Annotated in this window: 19 protein-coding genes and 1 other RNA gene; 11 read left to right on the top strand and 9 right to left on the bottom strand. The window is 59.2% G+C overall.

Annotated features, from left to right (window positions below; all coding sequences use genetic code 11):
• Positions 1-226: 226 nt before the first annotated feature.
• From dapB to grpE, 4 genes are all read right to left on the bottom strand, one after another.
• Entirely contained in the window at positions 227-1,030 is an 804-nt protein-coding gene (gene dapB, locus WHX55_RS03620) for a 4-hydroxy-tetrahydrodipicolinate reductase (protein WP_057716481.1), read from the bottom strand.
• Positions 1,031-1,040: 10 nt separating this feature from the next.
• Positions 1,041-2,165 (bottom strand): molecular chaperone DnaJ, encoded by a 1,125-nt coding sequence (dnaJ, locus tag WHX55_RS03615; protein ID WP_057716482.1) that lies wholly within the window; start codon positions 2,163-2,165, stop codon positions 1,041-1,043.
• Positions 2,166-2,460: 295 nt separating this feature from the next.
• The gene (gene dnaK, locus WHX55_RS03610; protein ID WP_150727494.1) at positions 2,461-4,377 is read right to left on the bottom strand and encodes a molecular chaperone DnaK; all 1,917 of its coding nucleotides are present in this window, start codon (positions 4,375-4,377) and stop codon (positions 2,461-2,463) included.
• 102 nt (positions 4,378-4,479) lie between these two features.
• Positions 4,480-5,046, bottom strand: coding sequence for a nucleotide exchange factor GrpE (gene grpE / locus WHX55_RS03605; RefSeq protein WP_046038692.1), 567 nt, complete (start codon positions 5,044-5,046; stop codon positions 4,480-4,482).
• A gap of 240 nt (positions 5,047-5,286) precedes the next feature.
• Here grpE and recN point away from each other — a divergent pair, with 240 nt between their 5' ends.
• A complete protein-coding gene (gene recN, locus WHX55_RS03600; protein WP_353742081.1) occupies positions 5,287-6,960 on the top strand; it encodes a DNA repair protein RecN in 1,674 nt (557 codons plus the stop codon).
• Positions 6,961-7,040: 80 nt separating this feature from the next.
• Here the strand turns inward: recN and fur are convergent, their stop codons facing one another.
• The gene (gene fur / locus WHX55_RS03595) at positions 7,041-7,445 is read right to left on the bottom strand and encodes a ferric iron uptake transcriptional regulator (RefSeq protein WP_003197684.1); all 405 of its coding nucleotides are present in this window, start codon (positions 7,443-7,445) and stop codon (positions 7,041-7,043) included.
• 97 nt (positions 7,446-7,542) lie between these two features.
• Between fur and WHX55_RS03590 the strand changes: the two genes are divergently transcribed.
• Entirely contained in the window at positions 7,543-8,070 is a 528-nt protein-coding gene (locus WHX55_RS03590) for an outer membrane protein assembly factor BamE (protein WP_150727496.1), read from the top strand.
• 61 nt (positions 8,071-8,131) lie between these two features.
• Here the strand turns inward: WHX55_RS03590 and WHX55_RS03585 are convergent, their stop codons facing one another.
• Genes WHX55_RS03585 through WHX55_RS03575 form a run of 3 tightly spaced genes read right to left on the bottom strand, consistent with a single transcriptional unit; the run spans position 8,132 to position 10,284 of the window.
• Positions 8,132-8,446, bottom strand: coding sequence for an RnfH family protein (locus WHX55_RS03585; protein WP_150727497.1), 315 nt, complete (start codon positions 8,444-8,446; stop codon positions 8,132-8,134).
• Positions 8,439-8,873 (bottom strand): type II toxin-antitoxin system RatA family toxin, encoded by a 435-nt coding sequence (locus WHX55_RS03580; RefSeq protein ID WP_103394085.1) that lies wholly within the window; start codon positions 8,871-8,873, stop codon positions 8,439-8,441. The genes WHX55_RS03585 and WHX55_RS03580 overlap by 8 nt, the downstream gene beginning before the upstream one ends.
• A 7-nt stretch (positions 8,874-8,880) precedes the next feature.
• On the bottom strand, positions 8,881-10,284 hold the full coding sequence (locus WHX55_RS03575) for a sodium-dependent transporter (protein ID WP_150727498.1): 1,404 nt from the start codon (positions 10,282-10,284) through the stop codon (positions 8,881-8,883).
• Between the two features lie 118 nt (positions 10,285-10,402).
• Between WHX55_RS03575 and smpB the strand changes: the two genes are divergently transcribed.
• A complete protein-coding gene (gene smpB / locus WHX55_RS03570; RefSeq protein WP_008057382.1) occupies positions 10,403-10,885 on the top strand; it encodes an SsrA-binding protein SmpB in 483 nt (160 codons plus the stop codon).
• Positions 10,886-11,025: 140 nt separating this feature from the next.
• On the opposite strand, the gene WHX55_RS03565 is transcribed toward smpB, so the two are convergent.
• Positions 11,026-11,793: an FCD domain-containing protein gene (locus WHX55_RS03565; protein WP_150754333.1), complete on the bottom strand. Its 768-nt coding sequence runs from the start codon at positions 11,791-11,793 to the stop codon at positions 11,026-11,028.
• Positions 11,794-12,054: 261 nt separating this feature from the next.
• On the opposite strand from WHX55_RS03565, the gene WHX55_RS03560 reads away from it, so the two are divergent.
• The 8 genes from WHX55_RS03560 (at position 12,055) to ssrA (ending at position 21,228) form a co-directional block, all read left to right on the top strand.
• The gene (locus WHX55_RS03560) at positions 12,055-13,749 is read left to right on the top strand and encodes a lactate permease LctP family transporter (protein WP_151214255.1); all 1,695 of its coding nucleotides are present in this window, start codon (positions 12,055-12,057) and stop codon (positions 13,747-13,749) included.
• A gap of 150 nt (positions 13,750-13,899) precedes the next feature.
• Positions 13,900-14,724, top strand: coding sequence for a (Fe-S)-binding protein (locus tag WHX55_RS03555; protein ID WP_353742080.1), 825 nt, complete (start codon positions 13,900-13,902; stop codon positions 14,722-14,724).
• Positions 14,721-16,175 (top strand): LutB/LldF family L-lactate oxidation iron-sulfur protein, encoded by a 1,455-nt coding sequence (locus tag WHX55_RS03550; protein WP_150727501.1) that lies wholly within the window; start codon positions 14,721-14,723, stop codon positions 16,173-16,175. The genes WHX55_RS03555 and WHX55_RS03550 overlap by 4 nt, the downstream gene beginning before the upstream one ends.
• Positions 16,175-16,846, top strand: a complete 672-nt coding sequence (locus tag WHX55_RS03545; protein WP_353742079.1) for a lactate utilization protein C — start codon at positions 16,175-16,177, stop codon at positions 16,844-16,846. The genes WHX55_RS03550 and WHX55_RS03545 overlap by 1 nt, the downstream gene beginning before the upstream one ends.
• Positions 16,843-19,653, top strand: a complete 2,811-nt coding sequence (locus tag WHX55_RS03540; RefSeq protein ID WP_353742078.1) for an FAD-binding and (Fe-S)-binding domain-containing protein — start codon at positions 16,843-16,845, stop codon at positions 19,651-19,653. Before WHX55_RS03545 ends, WHX55_RS03540 begins: the two co-directional genes overlap by 4 nt.
• Before the next feature lie 201 nt (positions 19,654-19,854).
• Positions 19,855-20,130 (top strand): hypothetical protein, encoded by a 276-nt coding sequence (locus tag WHX55_RS03535; RefSeq protein ID WP_151214250.1) that lies wholly within the window; start codon positions 19,855-19,857, stop codon positions 20,128-20,130.
• A 330-nt stretch (positions 20,131-20,460) separates the two neighbouring features.
• Complete coding sequence (locus tag WHX55_RS03530; protein WP_150754327.1) at positions 20,461-20,739, top strand: hypothetical protein; 279 nt, start codon at positions 20,461-20,463, stop codon at positions 20,737-20,739.
• A gap of 95 nt (positions 20,740-20,834) precedes the next feature.
• Positions 20,835-21,228, top strand: a transfer-messenger RNA (tmRNA) gene (gene ssrA / locus WHX55_RS03525).
• Positions 21,229-21,242: the final 14 nt, after the last annotated feature.

The following is a 21,242-nucleotide window of genomic DNA, read 5'->3' as shown; positions in this document are numbered from 1 at the left end:
ATCGCAGGTTGTAAAAAAGCGGAGTGACGTATGGACACGTCACCCCGCTTCTTCACTGAATTATTCTGCGCGCTTTTAGTGGACACACTAAAGCTGTAGCTTACAGAAAAAGGCCTTTTTGGTCTACCGCCAATGAGCCTAAAAGGCTGGAGAATGCGACAGGACGTCGCTTGGCGGAACAAAACCGGGCTCAAACGCGGTGCGCGAGCCCGATTTCGGGTGCATCTTAACGCAGATCGAGCACGTCTTGCATGTCGTAAAGGCCAGGCTCGCGCCCGTCCAGCCACAATGCAGCACGTACCGCGCCCTTGGCGAAGGTCATGCGACTGGACGCCTTGTGGGTGATCTCGACACGCTCGCCGTCGGCGGCGAACAGCACGGTGTGGTCACCGACGATATCGCCGGCACGCACAGTGGCAAAACCAATGGTCTCGCGATCACGAGCACCGGTCTGGCCCTCACGGCCATACACCGCCACCTTCTTCAGATCACGACCCAACGCATCGGCAATCACCTCACCCATGCGCACGGCAGTGCCGGACGGCGCATCGACTTTGTGCCGATGGTGAGCCTCGGTGATTTCGATATCGACATCGTCGCCCAATACGCGAGCCGCCGTGTCGAGCAACTTCAGGCACAGGTTGACCCCGACACTGAAGTTGGCCGCGAAGACAATCGGAATGTCCTTGCCCGCTTCCGCCAGCAACTGCTTTTCTTCAACGCTGAAACCGGTGGTACCGATGATCATGGCCTTGCCGTGCTTACGGCAGAAAGCCAGGTTCTTCAGGGTCACCGTCGGGTGCGTGAAGTCGATCAGCACGTCGAACTCGTCGACCACCCGATCCAGATCACCGGACAGAGGAACGCCGATTCGACCCAGCGCAGCCAGCTCACCGGCATCCGCGCCGACCAGCGTGCTGTCGGGACGATCCACCGCCGCCGTCAGACCAGCGCCCGGGGTTTGCTGCACGGCTTCAATCAGGGTCTTGCCCATGCGCCCGGCGGCGCCCATCACTGCAATACGTCGCATGCCTGCCTCCTTACAAATCGCCGAAGAAGCGCTTCACGCCTTCGAACCAACCGGTGGTTTTTGGCGAATGGCTGTTGTCATCCGCCAGCGAACTACGGAATTCCTCTAGCATTTCACGCTGGCGACGGCTCAGGTTGACCGGAGTCTCGACCGCCACGCGGCACATCAAGTCACCAGCACCACCGCCACGCACAGGCGCGACACCCTTGCCACGCACACGGAACTGCTTGCCGGTCTGGGTCCCCTCAGGGATCTTCAGCTTGACCCGACCATCGAGGGTCGGAATCTCCAGCTCGCCACCCAGCGCCGCATCGACGAAGCTGATCGGCACTTCGCAGAACAAATGCTTGCCGTCGCGCTGGAAAATCGAGTGCTCGCGCACGTTGATCACCACGTACAGGTCGCCAGTCGGCCCACCCTGGGCACCCGCCTCGCCTTCGCCGGACAGACGAATGCGGTCACCGGTATCGACACCGGCCGGCACTTTCACCGACAGGGTCTTGTACTCTTCGACACGACCTTCGCCGTGGCAGGAATCGCACGGATCGGAAATGATCTTGCCCTGGCCATGGCAGCGCGGGCAGGTTTGCTGCACCGAGAAGAAGCCTTGCTGCATGCGCACCTGGCCGATACCGCCGCAAGTCGGGCAGGTCACCGGCGCAGAACCTTTCTTGGCCCCGGAGCCGTCGCAAGGCTTGCAGTTGACCAGCGTCGGAACGCGGATATTCACGGTCGTACCGCGCACCGCCTCTTCGAGGTCCAGTTCCAGGGTGTAGCGCAAGTCACTGCCGCGCTGCGCGCCACCACGGGAACCACCGCGACCGCCACCGAAGAAGTCACTGAAGACATCGCCAAAGATGTCGGAGAAGTTCTGGCCGCCGAAACCGGCACCGCCGCCACCCATGCTCGGGTCGACACCGGCATGGCCGTACTGGTCGTACGCTGCGCGCTTGCTGGAATCGGACAGCACTTCGTAGGCCTCGTTGGCCTCCTTGAACATCTCTTCCGAAGCCTTGTCATCGGGATTACGGTCCGGGTGGTGCTTCATCGCCAGGCGACGGTAAGCCTTCTTCAGGTCCGCTTCGCTTGAGCCACGCTCAACACCCAACACTTCGTAATAGTCACGCTTTGCCATAAGTCTTTGCACTCTTGAGGACGTCCGACAAAACCCTCCTGAGTTTGCCGAACTCGTTGAGCCCCAATACAGGCCCGGACCCAACTCACGTCGATTCAACGATCCTGGTCTTTGATTCTTGTGGTACTTGTGGCGCGAAAAGCAGGAGCATTTCCGGCCATACCACCAACATCCGAACGTTGTCGCATGCTGTAAAAATTCGCGTATTCCAGATACGCCAACGCGGGAGCAAGCTCCCGCGCGGCGACATCCTACCAGTCACCGCCTGAAGGCAGTCAACCGGCCGACCAACAACTTACTTGTGGTCTTTGACTTCTTCGAACTCGGCGTCGACAACGTCGTCAGCCTTTTCCGCCTTGTCGTCGTGCGGTGCTGCACCTTCAGCAGGCTGAGCCTGTTCGGCGTACATCTTTTGCGCCACTGGAGCGGAGACTTTCGACAGCTCTTCAACCTTGGCGTCGATAGCGGCCTTGTCGTCGCCTTTAACAGCGGCTTCCAGGGCTACTACGGCAGCTTCGATTGCAGTCTTCTCTTCAGCGCTCACTTTGTCGCCAGCATCAGCGACCATTTTGCGCGTCGAGTGAACCAGTGCATCACCCTGGTTACGGGCAGCGGCCAGCTCTTCGAACTTGCGGTCTTCCTCGGCGTTGGCCTCGGCATCACGCACCATACGCTCGATCTCTTCGTCGGACAGACCGGAGTTGGCCTTGATCACGATCGACTGAGTCTTGCCCGTGGCCTTGTCCTTGGCACCTACGTGCAGGATGCCGTTGGCGTCGATGTCGAAGGTCACTTCGATTTGTGGCACGCCACGTGGTGCTGGTGGAATCTCGGCCAGATCGAACTTGCCCAGGGACTTGTTCTGCGCCGCTTGCTTACGCTCACCTTGCAGTACGTGAATGGTCACGGCGCCCTGGTTGTCGTCGGCAGTCGAGAACACTTGCGATTTCTTGGTAGGAATCGTGGTGTTTTTCTCGATCAGCGCAGTCATCACGCCGCCCATGGTTTCGATACCCAGGGTCAGCGGGCTGACGTCGAGCAGCAGAACGTCTTTCACGTCACCGGCCAGTACCGCGCCCTGGATGGCAGCACCCATGGCAACCGCTTCGTCCGGGTTCACGTCTTTACGAGCTTCTTTACCGAAGAACTCGGTCACCAGTTTCTGAACCAGTGGCATACGGGTCTGACCGCCGACCAGGATCACGTCGTTGATCGCGCCAACGTCGATACCGGAGTCTTTCAGCGCAATGCGGCAAGGCTCGATGGTACGTTGAACCAGGTCTTCAACCAGCGCTTCAAGCTTGGCGCGGGAGATCTTCACGTTCAGGTGCTTAGGACCGGTGGCGTCTGCAGTGATGTACGGCAGGTTCACGTCGGTCGACTGAGCGGAAGACAGCTCGATCTTGGCTTTTTCAGCGGCTTCTTTCAGGCGCTGCATGGCCAGCGGGTCGCCCTTGAGGTTCATGCCGCTTTCTTTCTTGAATTCGTCGACGAGGTAGTCGATCAGACGAATGTCAAAGTCTTCACCGCCCAGGAACGTGTCACCGTTGGTGGCCAGTACTTCGAACTGGTGCTCGCCATCGACTTCAGCGATCTCGATCACAGAAACGTCGAAAGTACCGCCGCCCAGGTCGTAAACGATCACGGTGTGATCGCCCTTGGCCTTGTCCATACCGTAAGCCAGAGCAGCTGCGGTTGGTTCGTTGATGATACGTTTTACGTCCAGGCCGGCGATGCGGCCGGCGTCTTTGGTCGCCTGACGTTGGCTGTCGTTGAAGTAGGCCGGAACGGTGATCACCGCTTCAGTCACGGTTTCGCCGAGGTAGTCTTCGGCGGTCTTCTTCATCTTTTTCAGGATTTCAGCCGAGATTTGTGGCGGTGCCATTTTCTGGCCGTTCACTTCAACCCAGGCGTCGCTGTTGTCAGCCTTGACGATCTTGTAAGGGACCATCTGGATGTCTTTCTGCACAACTTCTTCGTCGAAACGACGACCGATCAGACGCTTCACCGCATACAGGGTGTTATGCGGATTGGTCACAGCCTGACGCTTGGCCGACTGGCCAACCAGGATTTCGCCATCGTTGGCGTAAGCGATGATCGACGGCGTGGTACGCGCGCCTTCAGCGTTTTCAATAACTTTTGCCTTGCCGTTTTCCAGCACGGAGACGCAGGAGTTGGTAGTCCCCAGGTCGATACCGATAATTTTGCCCATGTTCACTCTCCCGAAACTTTGGATTTGGTTGCCGCAGCAGTGGTGGCTAACTGCGGTAGCACTTAAACGCTTGACTTATAAATGGGGGCCTTGCGGCGGATTTCAAGCCTGCTCGTCAATCGAAGGCGAAACCGGCGCAGGCGCCTTGCTGACCACGACCATCGCCGGGCGCAGTAGGCGACCATTGAGCTGATAGCCCTTCTGGAACACCTTCAGAACGCTGTTCGGCTCGACATCGGCGCTTTCCTGCATGGCCATTGCCTGATGGTGAACGGCGTTGAACGGTTCGCCATGGGGATCGATCGCTTCAAGCTGATAACGCTTGAGAGTGTCCTGGAACATTTTCAGGGTTAGCTCGATGCCTTCGCGCATCGGACGGATGCTTTCGTCGTCCGGGCTGGACAGTTCCAGGCCGCGCTCCAGGCTGTCGACGATCGGCAGCAGGTCGCTGGCGAATTTTTCCAGCGCGAACTTGTGAGCCTTCTCCACATCCTGCTCGGCGCGACGGCGGACGTTCTGCAGATCGGCGGCTACACGCAAAGCCTGATCCTGAGCGCCTGCCAGTTGCTCTTCGAGCACTTGTACACGAGCCGCCAGGTCATCACCCGAAGCCTCGGGCGCCTGGTTGGCGTCTGGGTTTTGCGTATCCACTGTCTGTTCGTCAGCCATAGATTTCTCCTTTCAATTTCGTCCGCGAGCTCAACTCGCGCTTCTGCCCAGCTATATGGGGCCGCAAAATCCGGCTTCAAGGGGCGCCGACGATTAACCCTACAAAAAACAACTGCTTTGTCATTCCCGGTCGCGATAAGGCTTTCGTCGGACCGAGCGAATCGAGCTAACGAGGGGCATTGTCAGCCAGAAACAAAACACTGTATAAATAACCAGACCTAACACCTGGGAGCGGCCCATATGCTGGTGCACCTGTCCGTACACAACTACGCCATCGTTGAACATCTCGATCTCGAACTCGATCGCGGGATGAGCGTGATCACCGGGGAAACCGGCGCGGGCAAGTCGATCATGCTCGACGCGCTGGGCCTGACCCTGGGCGATCGCGCCGACAGCGGCGTGGTCCGCCCCGGCGCCGACAAGGCCGACATCCTGGCCACCTTCGATCTGGCCGACATTCCGGAAGCCAGCGCCTGGCTGGCCGAACGCGACCTCGAAAACGACGGCCCGTGCATCCTGCGCCGGGTCATCACATCCGAAGGACGTTCGCGTGGTTACATCAACGGCACGCCCTGCCCGCTTGGCGACCTCAAGGCGCTGGGCGAGCTGCTGATCGACATTCACAGCCAGCACGAACACCAATCTCTGCTCAAGACCGATACCCACCGTCGCCTACTCGATGAATATGCCGGCGCGACCGATCTGGCCCGCCAGGTTCACCTCGCCGCCCAACGCTGGCGCCAGACCCGCCTGGAACTGGAGCGACTCTCCAACTCCGGCGATGAGCAACGCGCCCGCCATCAATTGCTCAGTTACCAACTCGAAGAACTGGAAAACCTTGGCCTTGGCGACAACGAACTGGAGCAGCTAGAGCAGGAACACAAGAACCTGACCAACGCCGAGACCTTGCTCGGGATCTGCCGGCAAGTCGTCGAGCAATGCAGTGAAAGTGATTCAGGAAATGTCCTGAACGCCCTCACCGCCAGCCTCAACCGCCTGTCGAGCGTGAACAGCTCGATCGGTGCGCTGGGCGAAGCCAGCAGCTTGTTGACCAGTGCACAGATCCAGGTTGAAGAGGCCGTAGGTGAACTGAACCGCTTCCTCGACAACTTCGACGCCGATCCGTCGCGCCTTCAGTACCTCGAAGAGCGCCTCGACGCGATCTACACCCTGGCGCGCAAACACCGCATCCAGCCGACCGTAGTCGCCGAGATGCAGCAGAAGCTGCTGGATGAAATCGAAACCCTCAACGCCAATGACGAATCCATTGAGCGGCTGAGCGATGAACTGTCTTCATACGCTCGCCATTATCAGGAAAAGGCTCGGGAGCTGAGCGATCTGCGTCATCAAGCCTCAAGCAGCCTGGCCAGCGCCGTGGAACAGGAAATCCAGCGTCTGGGCATGCCTGGTGGGCGCTTCACCATCGAACTGCGTCCAAATAGCAGCGACGAACTGCTGCCTAACGGACTTGAACAGGTTGAACTGCTGGTCAGCGCCAACCCGGGCCAACCATTAAAAGCGTTGGCAAAAGTCGCATCCGGAGGTGAACTGTCGCGGATCAGCCTGGCGATCCAGGTGATCACCGCGCAGACATCTCGCGTTCCCACTCTGGTGTTTGACGAAGTGGACGTTGGTATCGGTGGTCCGACTGCAGAAATCGTCGGCCAACTGTTGCGTCGACTCGGAGAACGCGGACAGGTACTGACCGTGACCCACTTGCCGCAAGTGGCGGCGCAAGGTCATCAGCATCTATTTGTGCATAAAGTGCGCGGCGAAGATGCCACCCGCACGGCCGTTTCCAAATTGAGCAAAAACGACCGCGTCGAAGAAGTCGCACGGATGCTGGGCGGCATCGACCTCACCAAGGAATCCCTGGCGCACGCCAGGAAAATGGTGGTGGCCGCAAAAGCCTGAATAAATAAAGGCAGAAAGCACGAAGGCGACCCTGGGGTCGCCTTCGTTCGTTTCGCGAACCTCAAGTTCGCGCGACATGCTTACTTTTTCTTGCGCACGTACAGCACCAGATTGTGATCAACCATCTCGAAGCCATACTTGTCGACGATTGCTTTCTGAAGCCGCTCGATTTCTTCGTCGAAGAATTCGATCACTTCGCTGGTTTCGACGTTGACCATATGGTCGTGATGCTTTCCGTCGTCCAGTTCGAAGACCGCATGGCCTCCGTCGAAGTTGTGCCGCACCACAAGGCCAGCTGCCTCGAACTGGGTCAGGACACGGTAAACCGTGGCCAGACCGACGTCCTCACCAGCCTCCATAAGGGCCTTGTAGACATCCTCGGCACTCATGTGGCGCTGCTCGGCGGAATCGAGCATTTGCAGAATTTTGACCCGTGGCAGGGTCACTTTGAGGCCGGCTTTGCGTAGTTCGCTATTTTCAACCATGGTCAGCTTTCTCGCGATGCTGCTTCGCAGCTTCTCTTAATGCGGGTATGATCGGCGTTTACGTTGTCCCAGCCAAGATAGTGGAAGTCGCCCACCGATGCAAAACACCAAGCTCTTGCTAACCAGTTTCACCTTTGTGGGACTGCTCGCACTCGCCGGTTGTTCATTCCCCGGGGTTTACAAAATCGACATCCAGCAGGGCAATGTCGTCACGCAGGACATGATAGACCAGTTACGCCCGGGAATGACCCGTAAGCAAGTACGGTTTATCATGGGCAACCCTCTGCTGACTGACACGTTCCATGCCGATCGCTGGGATTATCTGTACAGCCTGCAACCGGGCGGCGGTGAACGCCAACAGGAACGCATTAGCGTTATCTTCAACCCAAATGATCAGCTTGTCAGCCTCTCTGGTGATTTCATGCCAGGCGTGAGCCGTGACGAAGCCATTCTCGGCAAGGACAGCGGCACGACAGTGGCCGCCCCGGCAGAAAACGTCGAGAAACCAAAACCGGAGAAGCCGGTCAAGCCAGGTTCGTTGCTGGATCAGATCCAGAAGGACGTCGACGGTGTAGAAGCCGTTCCGGTCCCGACGCCGCAACCGCTGGAAACCTCGCCGCAATAATTTGCGACACAATAAAAAGCCCGGCTTGCCCGGGCTTTTTATTGTCTGGCGTTCAAGCCACTCACTGATTCCGCGCTTTGGCCTCGGCAGCTTTCGCCGCGCGCAGTCGGCGCACCTCTTTCGGATCGGCCAGCAGTGGTCGATAAATCTCGATACGATCCCCTGCCTGGACAGACCGACGCTCTGGATCGGCCACAACCTTGCCGAAGATCCCCACAGGACAATGGGTCAGATCCAGCTCCGGAAACTCTTCAGCCACGGCCGACCTGAGCAAGGCCGCCCGCACGGTCGTTCCGACAGGCACGGCCACTGTCAGCAGCACCTGACGGTCTACGGCCGCGTAGACCACCTCAACTTCAATCATGACCTCAACCATGTATCTGCTTGGCGCGCTGGCAGAACGCATCCACCAAAGTGTTCGCAGCCTGATTGAACAGTGGCCCCAAGGTGGCACGAACCAGTGGCCCGGCATAATCGAACGACAGATCGAGGCTGATCTTGCAGGCCTTCTCGCCCAGCGGCTTGAATACCCACACGCCATGCAACTGATTGAACGGGCCTTCCTCAAGGTTCATTTCGATCGATTGACCGGGAACCAGGGTATTGCGCGTCACGAAATGCTGACTGAGGCCACCCTTCGCCACGCCAACGCTCGCCCGCATATGCTCAGGTGAGCTCTCCAGGACTTCGGCCGACGAGCACCACGGCAGAAACTCCGGATAGCGCGCCACGTCGTTGACCAGGTCATACAGCGCTTGCGCCGGGTACGGCAGCAAGGCCGAACGTGAAATGTGTGTCGTCATGTCAGCGTCACTTCCACAGCTGGGCGGCAAACACTACGAGAATGCCGATGGGCGCCACATAGCGCATCAAGAACAAGGACAGGCCAAACAGCGCAGGGTTGCGGGTCGACAACTCGTCGCGCACCGCTTCACGCCCCATGATCCAGCCCGCAAACACCACGAAACACAAACCGCCAAGGGGCAACATGAGTCGCGAGGTGAAGAAATCGATCACACCGAAGAAGTCGAGACCACCGGTTGCTCCCCATTGGTAGAGGTGGAACATCCCGCCTTCGTTCACGAAGAACTTGGCCTCTTTCCAGATATTGAAGGAGAACACCGTGCCCAGACCGACAAACCAGCAGCTGAAAGCCAGCCAGAAGGTGACCCAGGCACGACTCACTTTAGTGCGCTCGACCAGGTAGGCCACCATCGGCTCAAGCAGGGAAATCGCCGAACTCCAGGCAGCGACCGCCACCAGCACGAAGAACACCACACCCATCAATTGCCCGAACGCCACGTTACCGAAGGCAAACGGCAGGCTGACGAACATCAGCCCCGGCCCCTCACTCGGATTCAGGCCCGCTGCGAACACAATCGGAAACAATGCCAGGCCGGCCACCAGGGAAACGAAGGTGTCGAGCAGCGCCACGCCGACAACCGTCCCTGAGATCGACGAGTTCTTTGGCATGTAAGCACCGTAGATCATGATCGAGCCGACGCCCACGCTCAGGGAAAAGAACGCATGCCCCATCGCGGGCAGCAAGCCGTCCAGGACCTTTTCCGGGTGGAAGTCGAACATGAAATGTACGCCCTCCATGAAATGCCCGGTGGTCATGCTGTAGCCCAACAACACAAGAATCATCACGAACAGCAGCGGCATCATGATGCGCAAACTGCGCTCAAGCCCGGCAACCACGCCCTTGGCGATCACCACCGCGGACAACAGCATGAAAATCGTGTGCCAAAGTGTCAGGCGCCAGGGATCGGCGATCACATTGCCGAAGTAAGCCCCCACCTGATCCGGCGTCGCGCCCTGGAAGTCGCCACGCCCCATGTCGATGATGTAATCCAGCGACCAGCCGCCGACCACACTGTAGAAAGACAGGATCAGCAATGCCGTGATCATCCCGGCAAATGCGCCCCAGGACCATTTGGCCGAGTGCCCCGCCTCGACCGCCAGTATCTTCAAGGCATTGGCCGGGCTCTGCCGGGCACGCCGGCCGATCAGGGTTTCCGCCAGCATGACCGGCACCCCGATCAGCGCGATGCAGGCCAGGAACATCAGCACGAAGGCGCCGCCGCCATAGACGCCGACCATGTACGGGAATTTCCAGATACTACCCAGCCCCACGGCCGAACCGGTCGCGGCGAGTATGAAGACCCAGCGGCTAGCCCAACTGCCGTGGACAGAAACCTTGTCTGTCGACATCGTTATCACGCCCAAGCGTTCAAAAAAGAGGCCGCATTGTCCGGGATTCAATCAACCTGCTCAAGCACGTAGCAACACCGTAGCCGACTCGCGTGCAACTCCCTATAATGCCGCCCCTATGGCTAAACAGAAGAAACACCCAACAGGGACCATCGCGCAAAATAAAAAGGCGCGACACGATTACTTCATCGAACATCGGTTCGAGGCTGGTCTGGTCCTGGCCGGCTGGGAAGTAAAAAGTCTGCGGGCAAGCAAGCTGCAGCTGGTTGACAGCTACGTGCTGCTCAAGGATGGCGAAGCCTGGCTGCTCGGCAGCCACATTACGCCCCTGACGACCGCCAGTACCCACGTCATCGCGGATCCGGTGCGCACCCGTAAATTGCTGCTCAACCGGCGCGAGCTGGAAAAGCTGGCCGCGGCCGTGCAGCAAAAGGGCTACGCCTGCGTGTGCCTGTCCTGGTACTGGAGCAAGCACATGGTCAAGTGCGAAATTGCCCTGGGCAAGGGCAAGAAGGAATACGACAAGCGCGATACCGAACGCGAACGCGATGCCGGTCGCGAGTTGCAGCGTGCGGTACGCAACAAGGGCAAGGAAGACTGACTCTTTCGCCTTGAGGCCCCTTCGCGGGCAAGCCCGCTCCCACAAGATCCGTGGATGCCGATGTTATGCGGCAGACCTGGAACCTGTGGGAGCGAGCTTGCTCGCGATGGCGACCGCATAAACGATACACATCCGACTGACTACATCCCCTTGCGCCGCTCCGCCCGGGCCATGCGCTGCACTTCCTGACGCACTTCTTCCAGCACCTCCTGCACATACAAAATGTGCCGGCTGGAAACTTCCCGCGCCTGCTCCGCCCGCCCTTCGATAATCGCCTGATACAACTCCCGGTGCTGCGTGATCAGCATGTCGCGGGTTTCAGTGCGCTGCTTGTACATGCCACCGATGTTGGTCACCACGTTGCGCTTGAGCAGGTCGAACAGCCCGCGAATGGTGTGCAGCAACACGGCATTGTGGCTGGCCTCGGCGATCGCCAGGTGAAACCTTGCGTCCGCCGCACCCTCTTCGGCACGACTCACCTCTTCGTGACGCGAATAGCAGTCCTGCAATTCGTTGAATGCCGCGGTCAGCCGCTCGCGATCCACCTCTGTGGCACGCAGCGCCGCGTAGTAGGCGCAAGACGCTTCCAGCGTATGGCGAAACTCCAGCAGATCGCGTTGCGCCTCGGGATTACTTTCCAGCAGATGCAACAAGGGATCACTGAAGGTGCTACCCAGTGATTCCACCACATAGTTGCCACCGCCCTGGCGGCTGACCAGCAGGCCCTTGGCGGTCAGCTTCTGAATGGCTTCGCGCAACGAAGGGCGTGACACGCCAAATTGCTCGGCCAGCGCGCGCTCGGCCGGCAAGCGCTCACCCGCTTTCAGCGTACCCTCGAGGATCATGCCCTCAAGCTGCTCGACAATATCGTCAGACAAACGGCGCTGACGAATCTGATCAAACCCCATAACTCGATTACTCCACGATCCGACGGCTCGCCGGGGCTCTATTCTGGCCTATCGGCGCCGCGCCAGCACCTGCCACAACGCATTTGGTCATACCAGGCAGACGACCTGCGCACTTCGCATAAGACAAAAGTTTTAGGGCGGCAAATTGACACACCGCCTACAAGGCTTTTACCCTAGCCAACAGCGATTGTAAATTGGTCTTACCAATTATCCAAGAACGCTGATCAGTGCCTGACCAACAACAATTAGGGGCCACCCCATATGCAAACCTGGCAACAGCTCTATACCCCGCTCGGCAGCCTCGGCCTGTCCGCACTCGCCGCCGTCATCCCCATCGTGTTTTTCTTCCTGGCTTTGGCCGTGTTCCGCCTCAAAGGACATGTGGCCGGCAGCATCACCCTGGCTTTGTCGATTCTGGTGGCGATCTTCGCTTTCCAGATGCCGGTCGACATGGCGTTCGCCGCCGCAGGGTATGGCTTCGCTTATGGCCTGTGGCCGATTGCCTGGATCATCGTGGCAGCGGTGTTCCTCTACAAACTGACGGTCAAGAGCGGGCAGTTTGAAGTCATCCGCAGTTCGGTCCTGTCGATCACCGATGACCAGCGCCTGCAGGTCCTGCTGATCGGTTTCTGCTTCGGCGCCTTCCTCGAAGGTGCAGCCGGTTTTGGTGCACCGGTGGCGATTACCGCTGCTCTGCTGGTAGGACTTGGCTTCAACCCGCTGTACGCCGCTGGCTTGTGCCTGATCGCCAACACCGCGCCGGTGGCCTTCGGCGCCTTGGGCATTCCGATCATTGTGGCCGGCCAAGTCACCGGCATCGACGCGTTCAAGATCGGCGCCATGACCGGCCGCCAACTGCCGCTGCTGTCGCTGTTCGTGCCGTTCTGGCTGGTGTTCATGATGGACGGCCTGCGCGGCGTGCGGGAAACCTGGCCGGCAGCCCTGGTGGCCGGTTTGAGCTTTGCCGTGACCCAGTACTTCACCTCGAACTTCATCGGCCCGGAACTGCCGGACATCACCTCGGCCCTGGCCAGCTTGATTTCCCTGACCCTGTTCCTGAAAGTCTGGCAACCAAAACGCGCCGCCGGCCAACACATCGTCGGCGCTGTCTCGGCCTCCGTGGTGAGCGCCAGCGTCGGTGGTTTCGGCCAGAAACGCACTACCGTAGCTTCGCCTTACAGCCTTGGGGAAATCTTCAAGGCCTGGTCACCGTTCCTGATCCTGACCGTACTGGTCACCATCTGGACCCTGAAACCGTTCAAGGCGATGTTCGCCGCCGGCGGCTCGATGTACAGCTGGGTGTTCAACTTCGCCATCCCGCACCTGGATCAAATGGTGATCAAGGTCGCACCGATCGTGGTCGCGCCAACCGCCCTTCCGGCAGTGTTCAAACTGGACCCGATTTCCGCCACCGGCACGGCGATTTTCTTCTCGGCCCTGATCTCCATGCTGGTGCTGAAGATCAACCTCAAAACTGGTCTGACCACTTTTAAAGAGACTTTCTACGAACTGCGCTGGCCGATCCTGTCCATCGGTATGGTGCTGGCCTTCGCCTTCGTCACCAACTACTCGGGCATGTCCTCGACCATGGCCCTGGTATTGGCAGGCACCGGCGCGGCCTTCCCGTTCTTCTCGCCGTTCCTCGGCTGGCTGGGCGTGTTCCTCACCGGTTCCGATACCTCGTCCAACGCCCTGTTCAGTTCGCTGCAAGCGACCACCGCGCACCAGATCGGTGTCAACGACACCCTGCTGGTGGCTGCTAATACCAGCGGCGGTGTGACCGGCAAGATGATCTCGCCACAATCGATCGCGGTGGCCTGCGCCGCAACCGGCCTGGTGGGCAAAGAATCGGATCTGTTCCGCTTCACCCTCAAGCACAGCCTATTCTTTGCAACGATTGTCGGCTTGATCACGTTGGCCCAGGCCTACTGGTTCACCGGCATGCTGGTGCACTAAGGGCTACAAGCAACACGATAAAAACCGACGCCGGGCCACGCCCCCGGCGTCCGCTATTCACACCCCGGTCTGTAAGGCTGCTGAAAGCTTCCGGCTCTATATTCAGCAGCCTCAACAGACGAATAACCGGGACCACCCGGAGACCGCCTGATGAGCGAGCTTTTTTACAACGCCGTGCCGAATGCGACCCGTGTCGCCCCGCCACTGCCCGAGCCTCGGCAGTACCCCAGCGAGAAACCGTCACGGGTCTACCTGTTCGGGACCTGCGTGGTCGATTTGTTCTACCCGCAAGCCGGGATGGATGCGATCCACCTGCTGGAGCGCGAAGGCATTCGTGTCGAATACCCGCAAGGGCAAAGCTGCTGCGGCCAACCGGCCTACACCTCGGGTTACACCGAACAGGCACGGACCGTGGCGCGCTCACAACTGGCGCTGTTTGCCGGCGACTATCCGGTGGTGGTGCCGTCGGGTTCTTGCGCGGGCATGCTGCGCGAACATTACGCCGACTTGTTCAAGGACGAGCCGGACACGTTGAAACAGGTTCAGGCGCTGGCGGCCAGAACCTACGAACTGGCCGAGTTCCTGTTGTTTGTCTGCAAGGTGCAGCTCAAGGACAGCGGCGAGCCCGTAAAAGTGGCGCTGCACACCTCGTGCTCGGCACGCCGCGAGATGAACACCCACCTGCACGGCCGCGAATTATTGGCGCAGTTGAGCAACGTGGAACGGGTCAACCACGACCACGAAAGCGAATGCTGTGGCTTCGGCGGGACATTCAGCGTCCGTATGCCAGACATTTCCGGCGCGATGGTGGCTGACAAGACCCGGGCACTGAAGGAGTCCGGCGCGCACAAGGTGTTGAGTGCCGACTGCGGCTGTTTGATGAACATCAACGGCTCACTGGAAAAACAGCAGGAAGCGTTACGCGGTCAGCATCTGGCCAGCTTCCTCTGGCAGCGTACCGGAGGTGCCCGATGAGCACTTCCACGATTATTCCTACGGTTGCCGTAGAAGAAGATTTCCGCACCCGCGCCCACAACGCGCTGGGTGACGCGCAATTGCGAGGCAACTTTCGCAAGGCGATGGATTCACTGATGACCAAACGGGCAGCGGCGTTCAGCGATGCCCATGAAAGAGAACACTTGCGTGCGCTGGGCAATGCTGTCCGCGCCCGCGCGTTGTCCAAGTTGCCCGAGCTGCTCGAACAACTGGAACAGAACCTGACCCGCAACGGTGTGACAGTGCACTGGGCGGAAACGGTGGACGAAGCCAATGGCATCGTCCTCTCGATCATCCGCGCTCACGAGGGGCGGCAAGTGATCAAGGGCAAATCGATGGTCAGCGAAGAGATGGAGATGAACCATGTCCTCGCTGAACAGGGCATTGAATGCCTGGAATCGGACATGGGCGAGTACATCGTCCAGCTCGACCACGAGAAGCCTTCACACATAATCATGCCGGCAATCCACAAGAATGCCGGTCAGGTCGCGTCCTTGTTCCACGACAAACTTGGCGTGGAATACACCAAGGACGTTGACCAACTCATTCAGATCGGCCGCAGAGTCCTGCGGCAGAAATTCTTCGAAGCGGACATCGGCGTCTCCGGCGTCAACTTCGCCGTGGCCGAAACCGGCACCCTGTTGCTGGTGGAAAACGAAGGCAACGGGCGCATGACCACCACGGTGCCGCCGGTGCACATTGCCGTCACCGGCATCGAGAAAGTCGTCGAGAACCTGCGCGACGTGGTGCCGTTGCTGTCATTGCTGACCCGCTCGGCCCTGGGCATTCCGATCACCACCTACGTCAACATGATCTCCGGCCCGCGCAAGGAACATGAACTCGACGGCCCGCAGGAAGTGCACCTGGTACTGCTCGATAACGGCCGCAGCCAGGCCTTTGCCGACAGCGAATTGCGCCAGACCCTGAACTGCATTCGCTGCGGCGCCTGTATGAATCATTGCCCGGTCTACACCCGAATCGGCGGCCATGCCTATGGGGAGGTTTACCCCGGCCCTATCGGAAAAATCATCACCCCGCACATGGTCGGCCTAGCGAAAGTCCCGGATCACCCGAGTGCTTCTTCGCTGTGCGGCGCCTGCGGTGAAGTCTGCCCGGTGAAAATCCCGATCCCTGCTTTGCTACGGCGCCTGCGGGAAGAAAATGTCAAGGCCCCGGACAGCCCCCATCAAGTGATGCGCGGCCAGGGCAGCAAGTATTCGCGCAAGGAGCGGTTCATCTGGAACGCCTGGGCGAAGCTCAACAGCTCGCCGACGCTGTATCGCCTGTTCGGTTTCTTCGCCACCCGTTTGCGCGCACTCACGCCGAGCAACGTCGGCCCGTGGACGCAAAACCACAGCGCACCAAAACCCGCCGCCCGCTCACTGCATGACATGGCCCGCGAGCATTTGGCCAAACAGGGAGACCGCTGATGAGCGCCAAGCAAAATATCCTCGCCAAGTTGCGTAAAAGTCTGACAGGCACCACTCCGGTGGCCGACAACTTTGATGTCGATCTGGTGACCCAGCCTTACACCTACGCGCCGGAGCAGCGCATTGCGCAACTGCGCAAATTGATGGAAGCGGTGCACACGGAAATTCATCTGACGTCCGGCGAAGAGTGGCCGACGCTACTCGTGCAATTGCTGCGGGACCGCCAGTTGCCGAGTCTGCTGATCGCACCGACGACCCCCCACGGTCAACGGATCGCGCAGCACTGGGCGAATAATCCCGGTCTGCCAATGCTCAAGGCCTACGACCGTCCGGTTGAAGAATGGAAAGCCGAGTTGTTCAACGACACCCCGGCGAGCCTGACCACCACCCTCGGCGCCATCGCTGCCACGGGCAGTCTGATTCTCTGGCCAACCCGGGAAGAACCGCGTTTGATGAGTCTTGTGCCACCCGTGCATTTTGCCCTGCTCAAGGACAGCGACATCCGCGACAACTTCTATCAAGTGCAGCAAGAATTCGAATGGGCCCAGGGTATGCCGACCAATGCGTTGCTGGTATCCGGCCCGTCGAAAACAGCCGATATCGAGCAGGTTCTCGCCTACGGCGCACACGGTCCGAAGGACCTGGTGGTGCTGATCCTGGAGGACCAATGAGTCTACCGGCCGCTTTCCTGCGTGATGTGCAGCAACTGATTCCCCAGGTGCGACGTTTCGACGACCCGTTATCGACCCTCGCCTTCGGCACCGACGCAAGTTTCTACCGATTGATTCCAAAACTGGTGATACGCGTCGAGTCCGAAGATGAAGTGGTGGCCCTGCTGAAACTCGCCCAGCGCGATCAGGTCCCAGTGACCTTCCGCGCGGCCGGCACCAGCCTGTCCGGCCAGGCCATCAGCGACTCGGTGCTGATCGTGCTGGGGGATAACTGGAACGGTCGCGAGATTCGCGGCCAAGGCACGCAAATCCGCCTGCAACCGGGGGTGATCGGTGCTCAGGCCAACGCCTGGTTGGCACCGTTCGGACGCAAGATCGGCCCGGACCCGGCCTCGATCAACGCCTGCAAGATCGGCGGCATCGTCGCCAACAATGCCAGCGGCATGTGCTGCGGCACGGCGCAAAACACCTATCACACCCTGGCCGGGATTCGCTTGGTCCTGGCTGACGGCAGCCGTCTCGATACCGAAGACGCTGCCAGTGTTGCAGTCTTTCGCCAGAGTCACGCCACGCTGCTGGAGCGTCTGGCGACATTGGGCCGCGAGACCCGCGCAAACGCCGAACTGGCTGCAAAAATTCGCCACAAATACCGTCTGAAAAATACCACCGGCCTGTCGCTCAATGCCCTGGTGGATTTCGACGAGCCTGTGGATATCTTGAGCCACTTGCTGGTGGGCTCCGAGGGCACGCTCGGGTTCATCAGTGCCGTGACCTACGACACCGTGATCGACCACCCGAATAAAGCCTCGGCGTTGATCGTTTTCCCGGACGTGGAAACCTGTTGCAACGCAGTGACAGTGCTGAAAAGCCAACCGGTGTCGGCCGTGGAATTGCTGGACCGGCGCAGCCTGCGCTCGGTGCAGGACAAACCCGGCATGCCCGCTTTCGTACAGCATTTGTCGAATAATGCCTGTGCGCTGTTGATCGAATCCCGCGCGGCGTCGTCCACCTTGCTGCACGAGCAACTGGCGCAGATCATGGTGTCGCTGAAGACGTTCCCTGTGGAAAAGCAGGTCGACTTCACCGAAGACCCGCAGGAAAACGCCCGTCTCTGGGCCATCCGCAAAGACACTTTCCCGGCCGTCGGCGCGGTGCGCAAGACCGGCACCACGGTGATCATCGAAGACGTCACCTTCCCGGTCGAACAGCTGGCCATCGGCGTCAACCGCCTGATCGAACTGTTCGACAAACATCACTACGACGAAGCGATCCTTTTCGGACACGCCCTGGAAGGCAATCTGCATTTCGTCTTCACCCAAGGCTTCAACAGCCCGGAAGAAGTCGCACGCTATCAGGCGTTCATGGACGACGTGGCGCAACTGGTGGCGGTGGAGTTCGGCGGTTCGCTGAAAGCCGAACACGGCACCGGGCGCAACATGGCGCCGTTCGTCGAGCTGGAATGGGGCAGCGATGCCTACCAGCTGATGTGGCAACTCAAACGACTGCTCGACCCCAACGGCATTCTCAATCCGGACGTGGTGCTCAGCGAAGATCCACAGATCCACCTCAAGCACCTCAAGCCCTTGCCCGCTGCTGACGAGATTGTGGACAAGTGCATCGAGTGCGGCTTCTGCGAACCGGTCTGCCCGTCGAAAGGACTGACCCTGAGCCCGCGTCAGCGCATCGTGATCTGGCGCGACATTCAGGCGAAGAAACGCGCAGGCATCGATACGTCCGACCTCGAAGCCGCTTACGACTATCAAGGCATCGATACCTGCGCCGCGACCGGCCTCTGTGCACAACGTTGCCCTGTAGGCATCAACACCGGCGAACTGGTGAAAAAGCTGCGTAGCCGGAAGGCGACGCATACGAAAACCGCCAACTGGCTTGAAGGAAATTTCGCCACGGCACTGCAAGGTGCACGATTCAGCCTGCACGTGGCCAATGGCGCGCGGATGTTGCTGGGCACACCAAGATTGGCGAAGTTGTCGGCAACGTTAACGCGCCTGTCCAAGGGCCAGGTCCCACAGTGGACCAACGCGATGCCGCAACCGGAAAAAGCCATTCGCTTCAGTCCGGCGGTGACCGACGCGCGCCCGCGTGTGGTCTATCTGGCTGCCTGTGTATCCCGCGTCATGGGCCCGGCGGCGGGCGACACGGAGCAAATGTCGCTGCACGACAAGACCCGTGGCCTGCTGGAAAAGGCCGGTTATCAAGTGGTGTTCCCGGACAATCTGGACAGCCTTTGCTGCGGTCAGCCATTCGCCTCCAAAGGCTATGCCGAACAAGCGGAGCACAAACGACAGGAACTGATCGGCGCCCTGCTCCACGCCAGCCGTGGCGGGCTCGACCCGATCTACTGCGACACCAGCCCCTGCACCTTGCGCCTGGTTCAAGACCTCGGCGAAGTTCGTCTGGACCTGTACGACCCGGTGCGCTTCATCCGCACGCACTTGATGGATCGCCTGGACTTCACGCCTCAGGAAGCCCCCATCGCCGTGCATGTAACCTGCAGCACCCAGCACCTCGGGGAAAGCCAGGCGCTGATCGACCTGGCGCGCAAATGCAGCAAAACCGTGGTGATTCCCGAAGGCATTCACTGCTGCGGCTTTGCTGGTGACAAGGGTTTCACCACCCCGGAACTGAACGCCCATTCGCTGCGCACGCTCAAAGACGCGGTGCAACAGTGCAGCGAGGGGATTTCCACCAGCCGCACCTGTGAGATCGGCCTGACGCAACATGGCGGCATTGACTACCACGGACTAGTCTATCTGGTGGACCGCGTTACCCAGGCTAGGGTGCCCTGATAGCAGGATCTAAAGGAAGGCGCATAAAGGTGCCCTTCGTTAACGCTTCTTGTCGGAATCGACAGCTCTACAGCAGAAAAAAGAACCCTGATGTGCCGCCGCAGTCCACTGATCAAGTCCCGCTAATGCGGGACCTTCCCAAAACTCGGTAGACCGATTTGATGGCCAGCAATGCTGGCCCTTCAGTTCAAGGAGAAACACATGAATCGTTCTGTGCTGTTAGGTTTGTTCGTTGCTGCTTCCATCATGGCTTCCACTTCGTTTGCGGCCGAAAAAGACCTATGCGCGGTCAACCTGCAAACCATCGAAAACGGCAAGGCACAGATTCCTCCGGAAATGACTGACCAGGTAAAAGCCTCCGTCGAGCAAGCCAAAGCCGACCAGGCAAAAGGCACCAAGGAAGGCATTGATGATTGCGTCGCCGAGACCAACGACATCATCAAGGCCGTCAGCGACTCGAAAAAAGGCGGGAAGTAACCCGGTTCACGGCCAACCTTCGGGTTGGCCTTGCGGGCCGCGTTGGCGTACATCAACAACGGAGTACTGGCAGCCGAGAATTCAAGGCCCGGTTGCACCCGCTATGAAGCAAACCAAAACCCGCCAGTTGCGGGTTTTGTTGCTTCTGGGCTCTGGAAATGTGTCCCCCCATCGCTGGAAAAGCTCGACACATTGTCTGAAAAAACCGAATTCTTGCGTTGAATCGTAGTCTTTGAGGTAGGCCCCGTCAGATCGCGGCTGATTTTTCGGGCTCGGCTTGGCCGTCCGCTCATACGGCAGCACCGAGACCCTCAGCTCAAGGAGATCCCCATGAAACGCACCACACTCGCAGGCCTGTTCATTGCTGCTGCCATGCTGGCCTCTCCTGTATTTGCTGCGGACAACAACCTTTGTACGAGCAAGTTGCAAGAGCTCAAAGGCAAAGTGAATGCGTTGCCGGCGACCTCCACAAACACCTCAATGGAGATCAAAAGGCTGATGTCCAGCGCCGAAGCCTCACAAGCCTCCGGAGACGACAAAAAATGCGTCACCGAGGCCACCCAGGCATTGGCACTCGCTGACAGTCAGAGCAACCAGCCAAACCCATGATCTGTGGTGGTCAACCTTCGGGTTGGCCTTCCGGGGCGCGTTGGCGTACACTACTCAGGCTTGTTGCTCACTTTGATTCACAGAGCACCAGGCTCGGGGCCGTTTAGGATTCGACGCCGGTTGCGAAACTTTAGGTGCATGCCGAGTTGGTAACAGAACTCGTAAATCCACTGTTGCAACTTCCTATAGTTGCCAATGACGAAACCTACGGGGAATACGCTCTCGCTGCGTAAGCAGCCTTAGCCCTTCCCTCCTGGTACCTTCGGGTCCAGCAATCATCAGGGGATGTCTGTAAACCCAAAGTGATTGTCATATAGAACAGAATCGCCGTGCAGTACGTTGTGGACGAAGCGGCTAAAACTTACACAACTCGCCCAAAGCACCCTGCCCGTCGGGTCGCTGAGGGTTAACTTAATAGACACGGCTACGCATGTAGTACCGACAGCGGAGTACTGGCGGACGGGGGTTCAAATCCCCCCGGCTCCACCACTTCAACGAAAAAA

The organism is Pseudomonas fluorescens (assembly GCF_040448305.1).
Lineage (GTDB): Bacteria > Pseudomonadota > Gammaproteobacteria > Pseudomonadales > Pseudomonadaceae > Aquipseudomonas > Aquipseudomonas fluorescens_BH.
This window is presented reverse-complemented; position numbering and strand designations above follow the sequence as displayed.

Bases quoted from the DNA above. Each gene is read 5' to 3' on its own strand.
- dnaJ (WP_057716482.1), bottom strand. From the start codon at position 2,165: ATGGCAAAGCGTGACTATTACGAAGTGTTGGGTGTTGAGCGTGGCTCA.
- WHX55_RS03550 (WP_150727501.1), top strand. From the start codon at position 14,721: ATGAGCACTTCCACGATTATTCCTACGGTTGCCGTAGAAGAAGATTTC.
- fur (WP_003197684.1), bottom strand. From the start codon at position 7,445: ATGGTTGAAAATAGCGAACTACGCAAAGCCGGCCTCAAAGTGACCCTG.
- WHX55_RS03555 (WP_353742080.1), top strand. From the start codon at position 13,900: ATGAGCGAGCTTTTTTACAACGCCGTGCCGAATGCGACCCGTGTCGCC.
- recN (WP_353742081.1), top strand. From the start codon at position 5,287: ATGCTGGTGCACCTGTCCGTACACAACTACGCCATCGTTGAACATCTC.
- dnaK (WP_150727494.1), bottom strand. From the start codon at position 4,377: ATGGGCAAAATTATCGGTATCGACCTGGGGACTACCAACTCCTGCGTC.
- WHX55_RS03545 (WP_353742079.1), top strand. From the start codon at position 16,175: ATGAGCGCCAAGCAAAATATCCTCGCCAAGTTGCGTAAAAGTCTGACA.
- WHX55_RS03530 (WP_150754327.1), top strand. From the start codon at position 20,461: ATGAAACGCACCACACTCGCAGGCCTGTTCATTGCTGCTGCCATGCTG.
- WHX55_RS03535 (WP_151214250.1), top strand. From the start codon at position 19,855: ATGAATCGTTCTGTGCTGTTAGGTTTGTTCGTTGCTGCTTCCATCATG.
- smpB (WP_008057382.1), top strand. From the start codon at position 10,403: ATGGCTAAACAGAAGAAACACCCAACAGGGACCATCGCGCAAAATAAA.
- grpE (WP_046038692.1), bottom strand. From the start codon at position 5,046: ATGGCTGACGAACAGACAGTGGATACGCAAAACCCAGACGCCAACCAG.
- WHX55_RS03575 (WP_150727498.1), bottom strand. From the start codon at position 10,284: ATGTCGACAGACAAGGTTTCTGTCCACGGCAGTTGGGCTAGCCGCTGG.
- WHX55_RS03540 (WP_353742078.1), top strand. From the start codon at position 16,843: ATGAGTCTACCGGCCGCTTTCCTGCGTGATGTGCAGCAACTGATTCCC.
- WHX55_RS03580 (WP_103394085.1), bottom strand. From the start codon at position 8,873: ATGACGACACACATTTCACGTTCGGCCTTGCTGCCGTACCCGGCGCAA.
- dapB (WP_057716481.1), bottom strand. From the start codon at position 1,030: ATGCGACGTATTGCAGTGATGGGCGCCGCCGGGCGCATGGGCAAGACC.
- WHX55_RS03585 (WP_150727497.1), bottom strand. From the start codon at position 8,446: ATGGTTGAGGTCATGATTGAAGTTGAGGTGGTCTACGCGGCCGTAGAC.
- WHX55_RS03565 (WP_150754333.1), bottom strand. From the start codon at position 11,793: ATGGGGTTTGATCAGATTCGTCAGCGCCGTTTGTCTGACGATATTGTC.
- WHX55_RS03560 (WP_151214255.1), top strand. From the start codon at position 12,055: ATGCAAACCTGGCAACAGCTCTATACCCCGCTCGGCAGCCTCGGCCTG.
- WHX55_RS03590 (WP_150727496.1), top strand. From the start codon at position 7,543: ATGCAAAACACCAAGCTCTTGCTAACCAGTTTCACCTTTGTGGGACTG.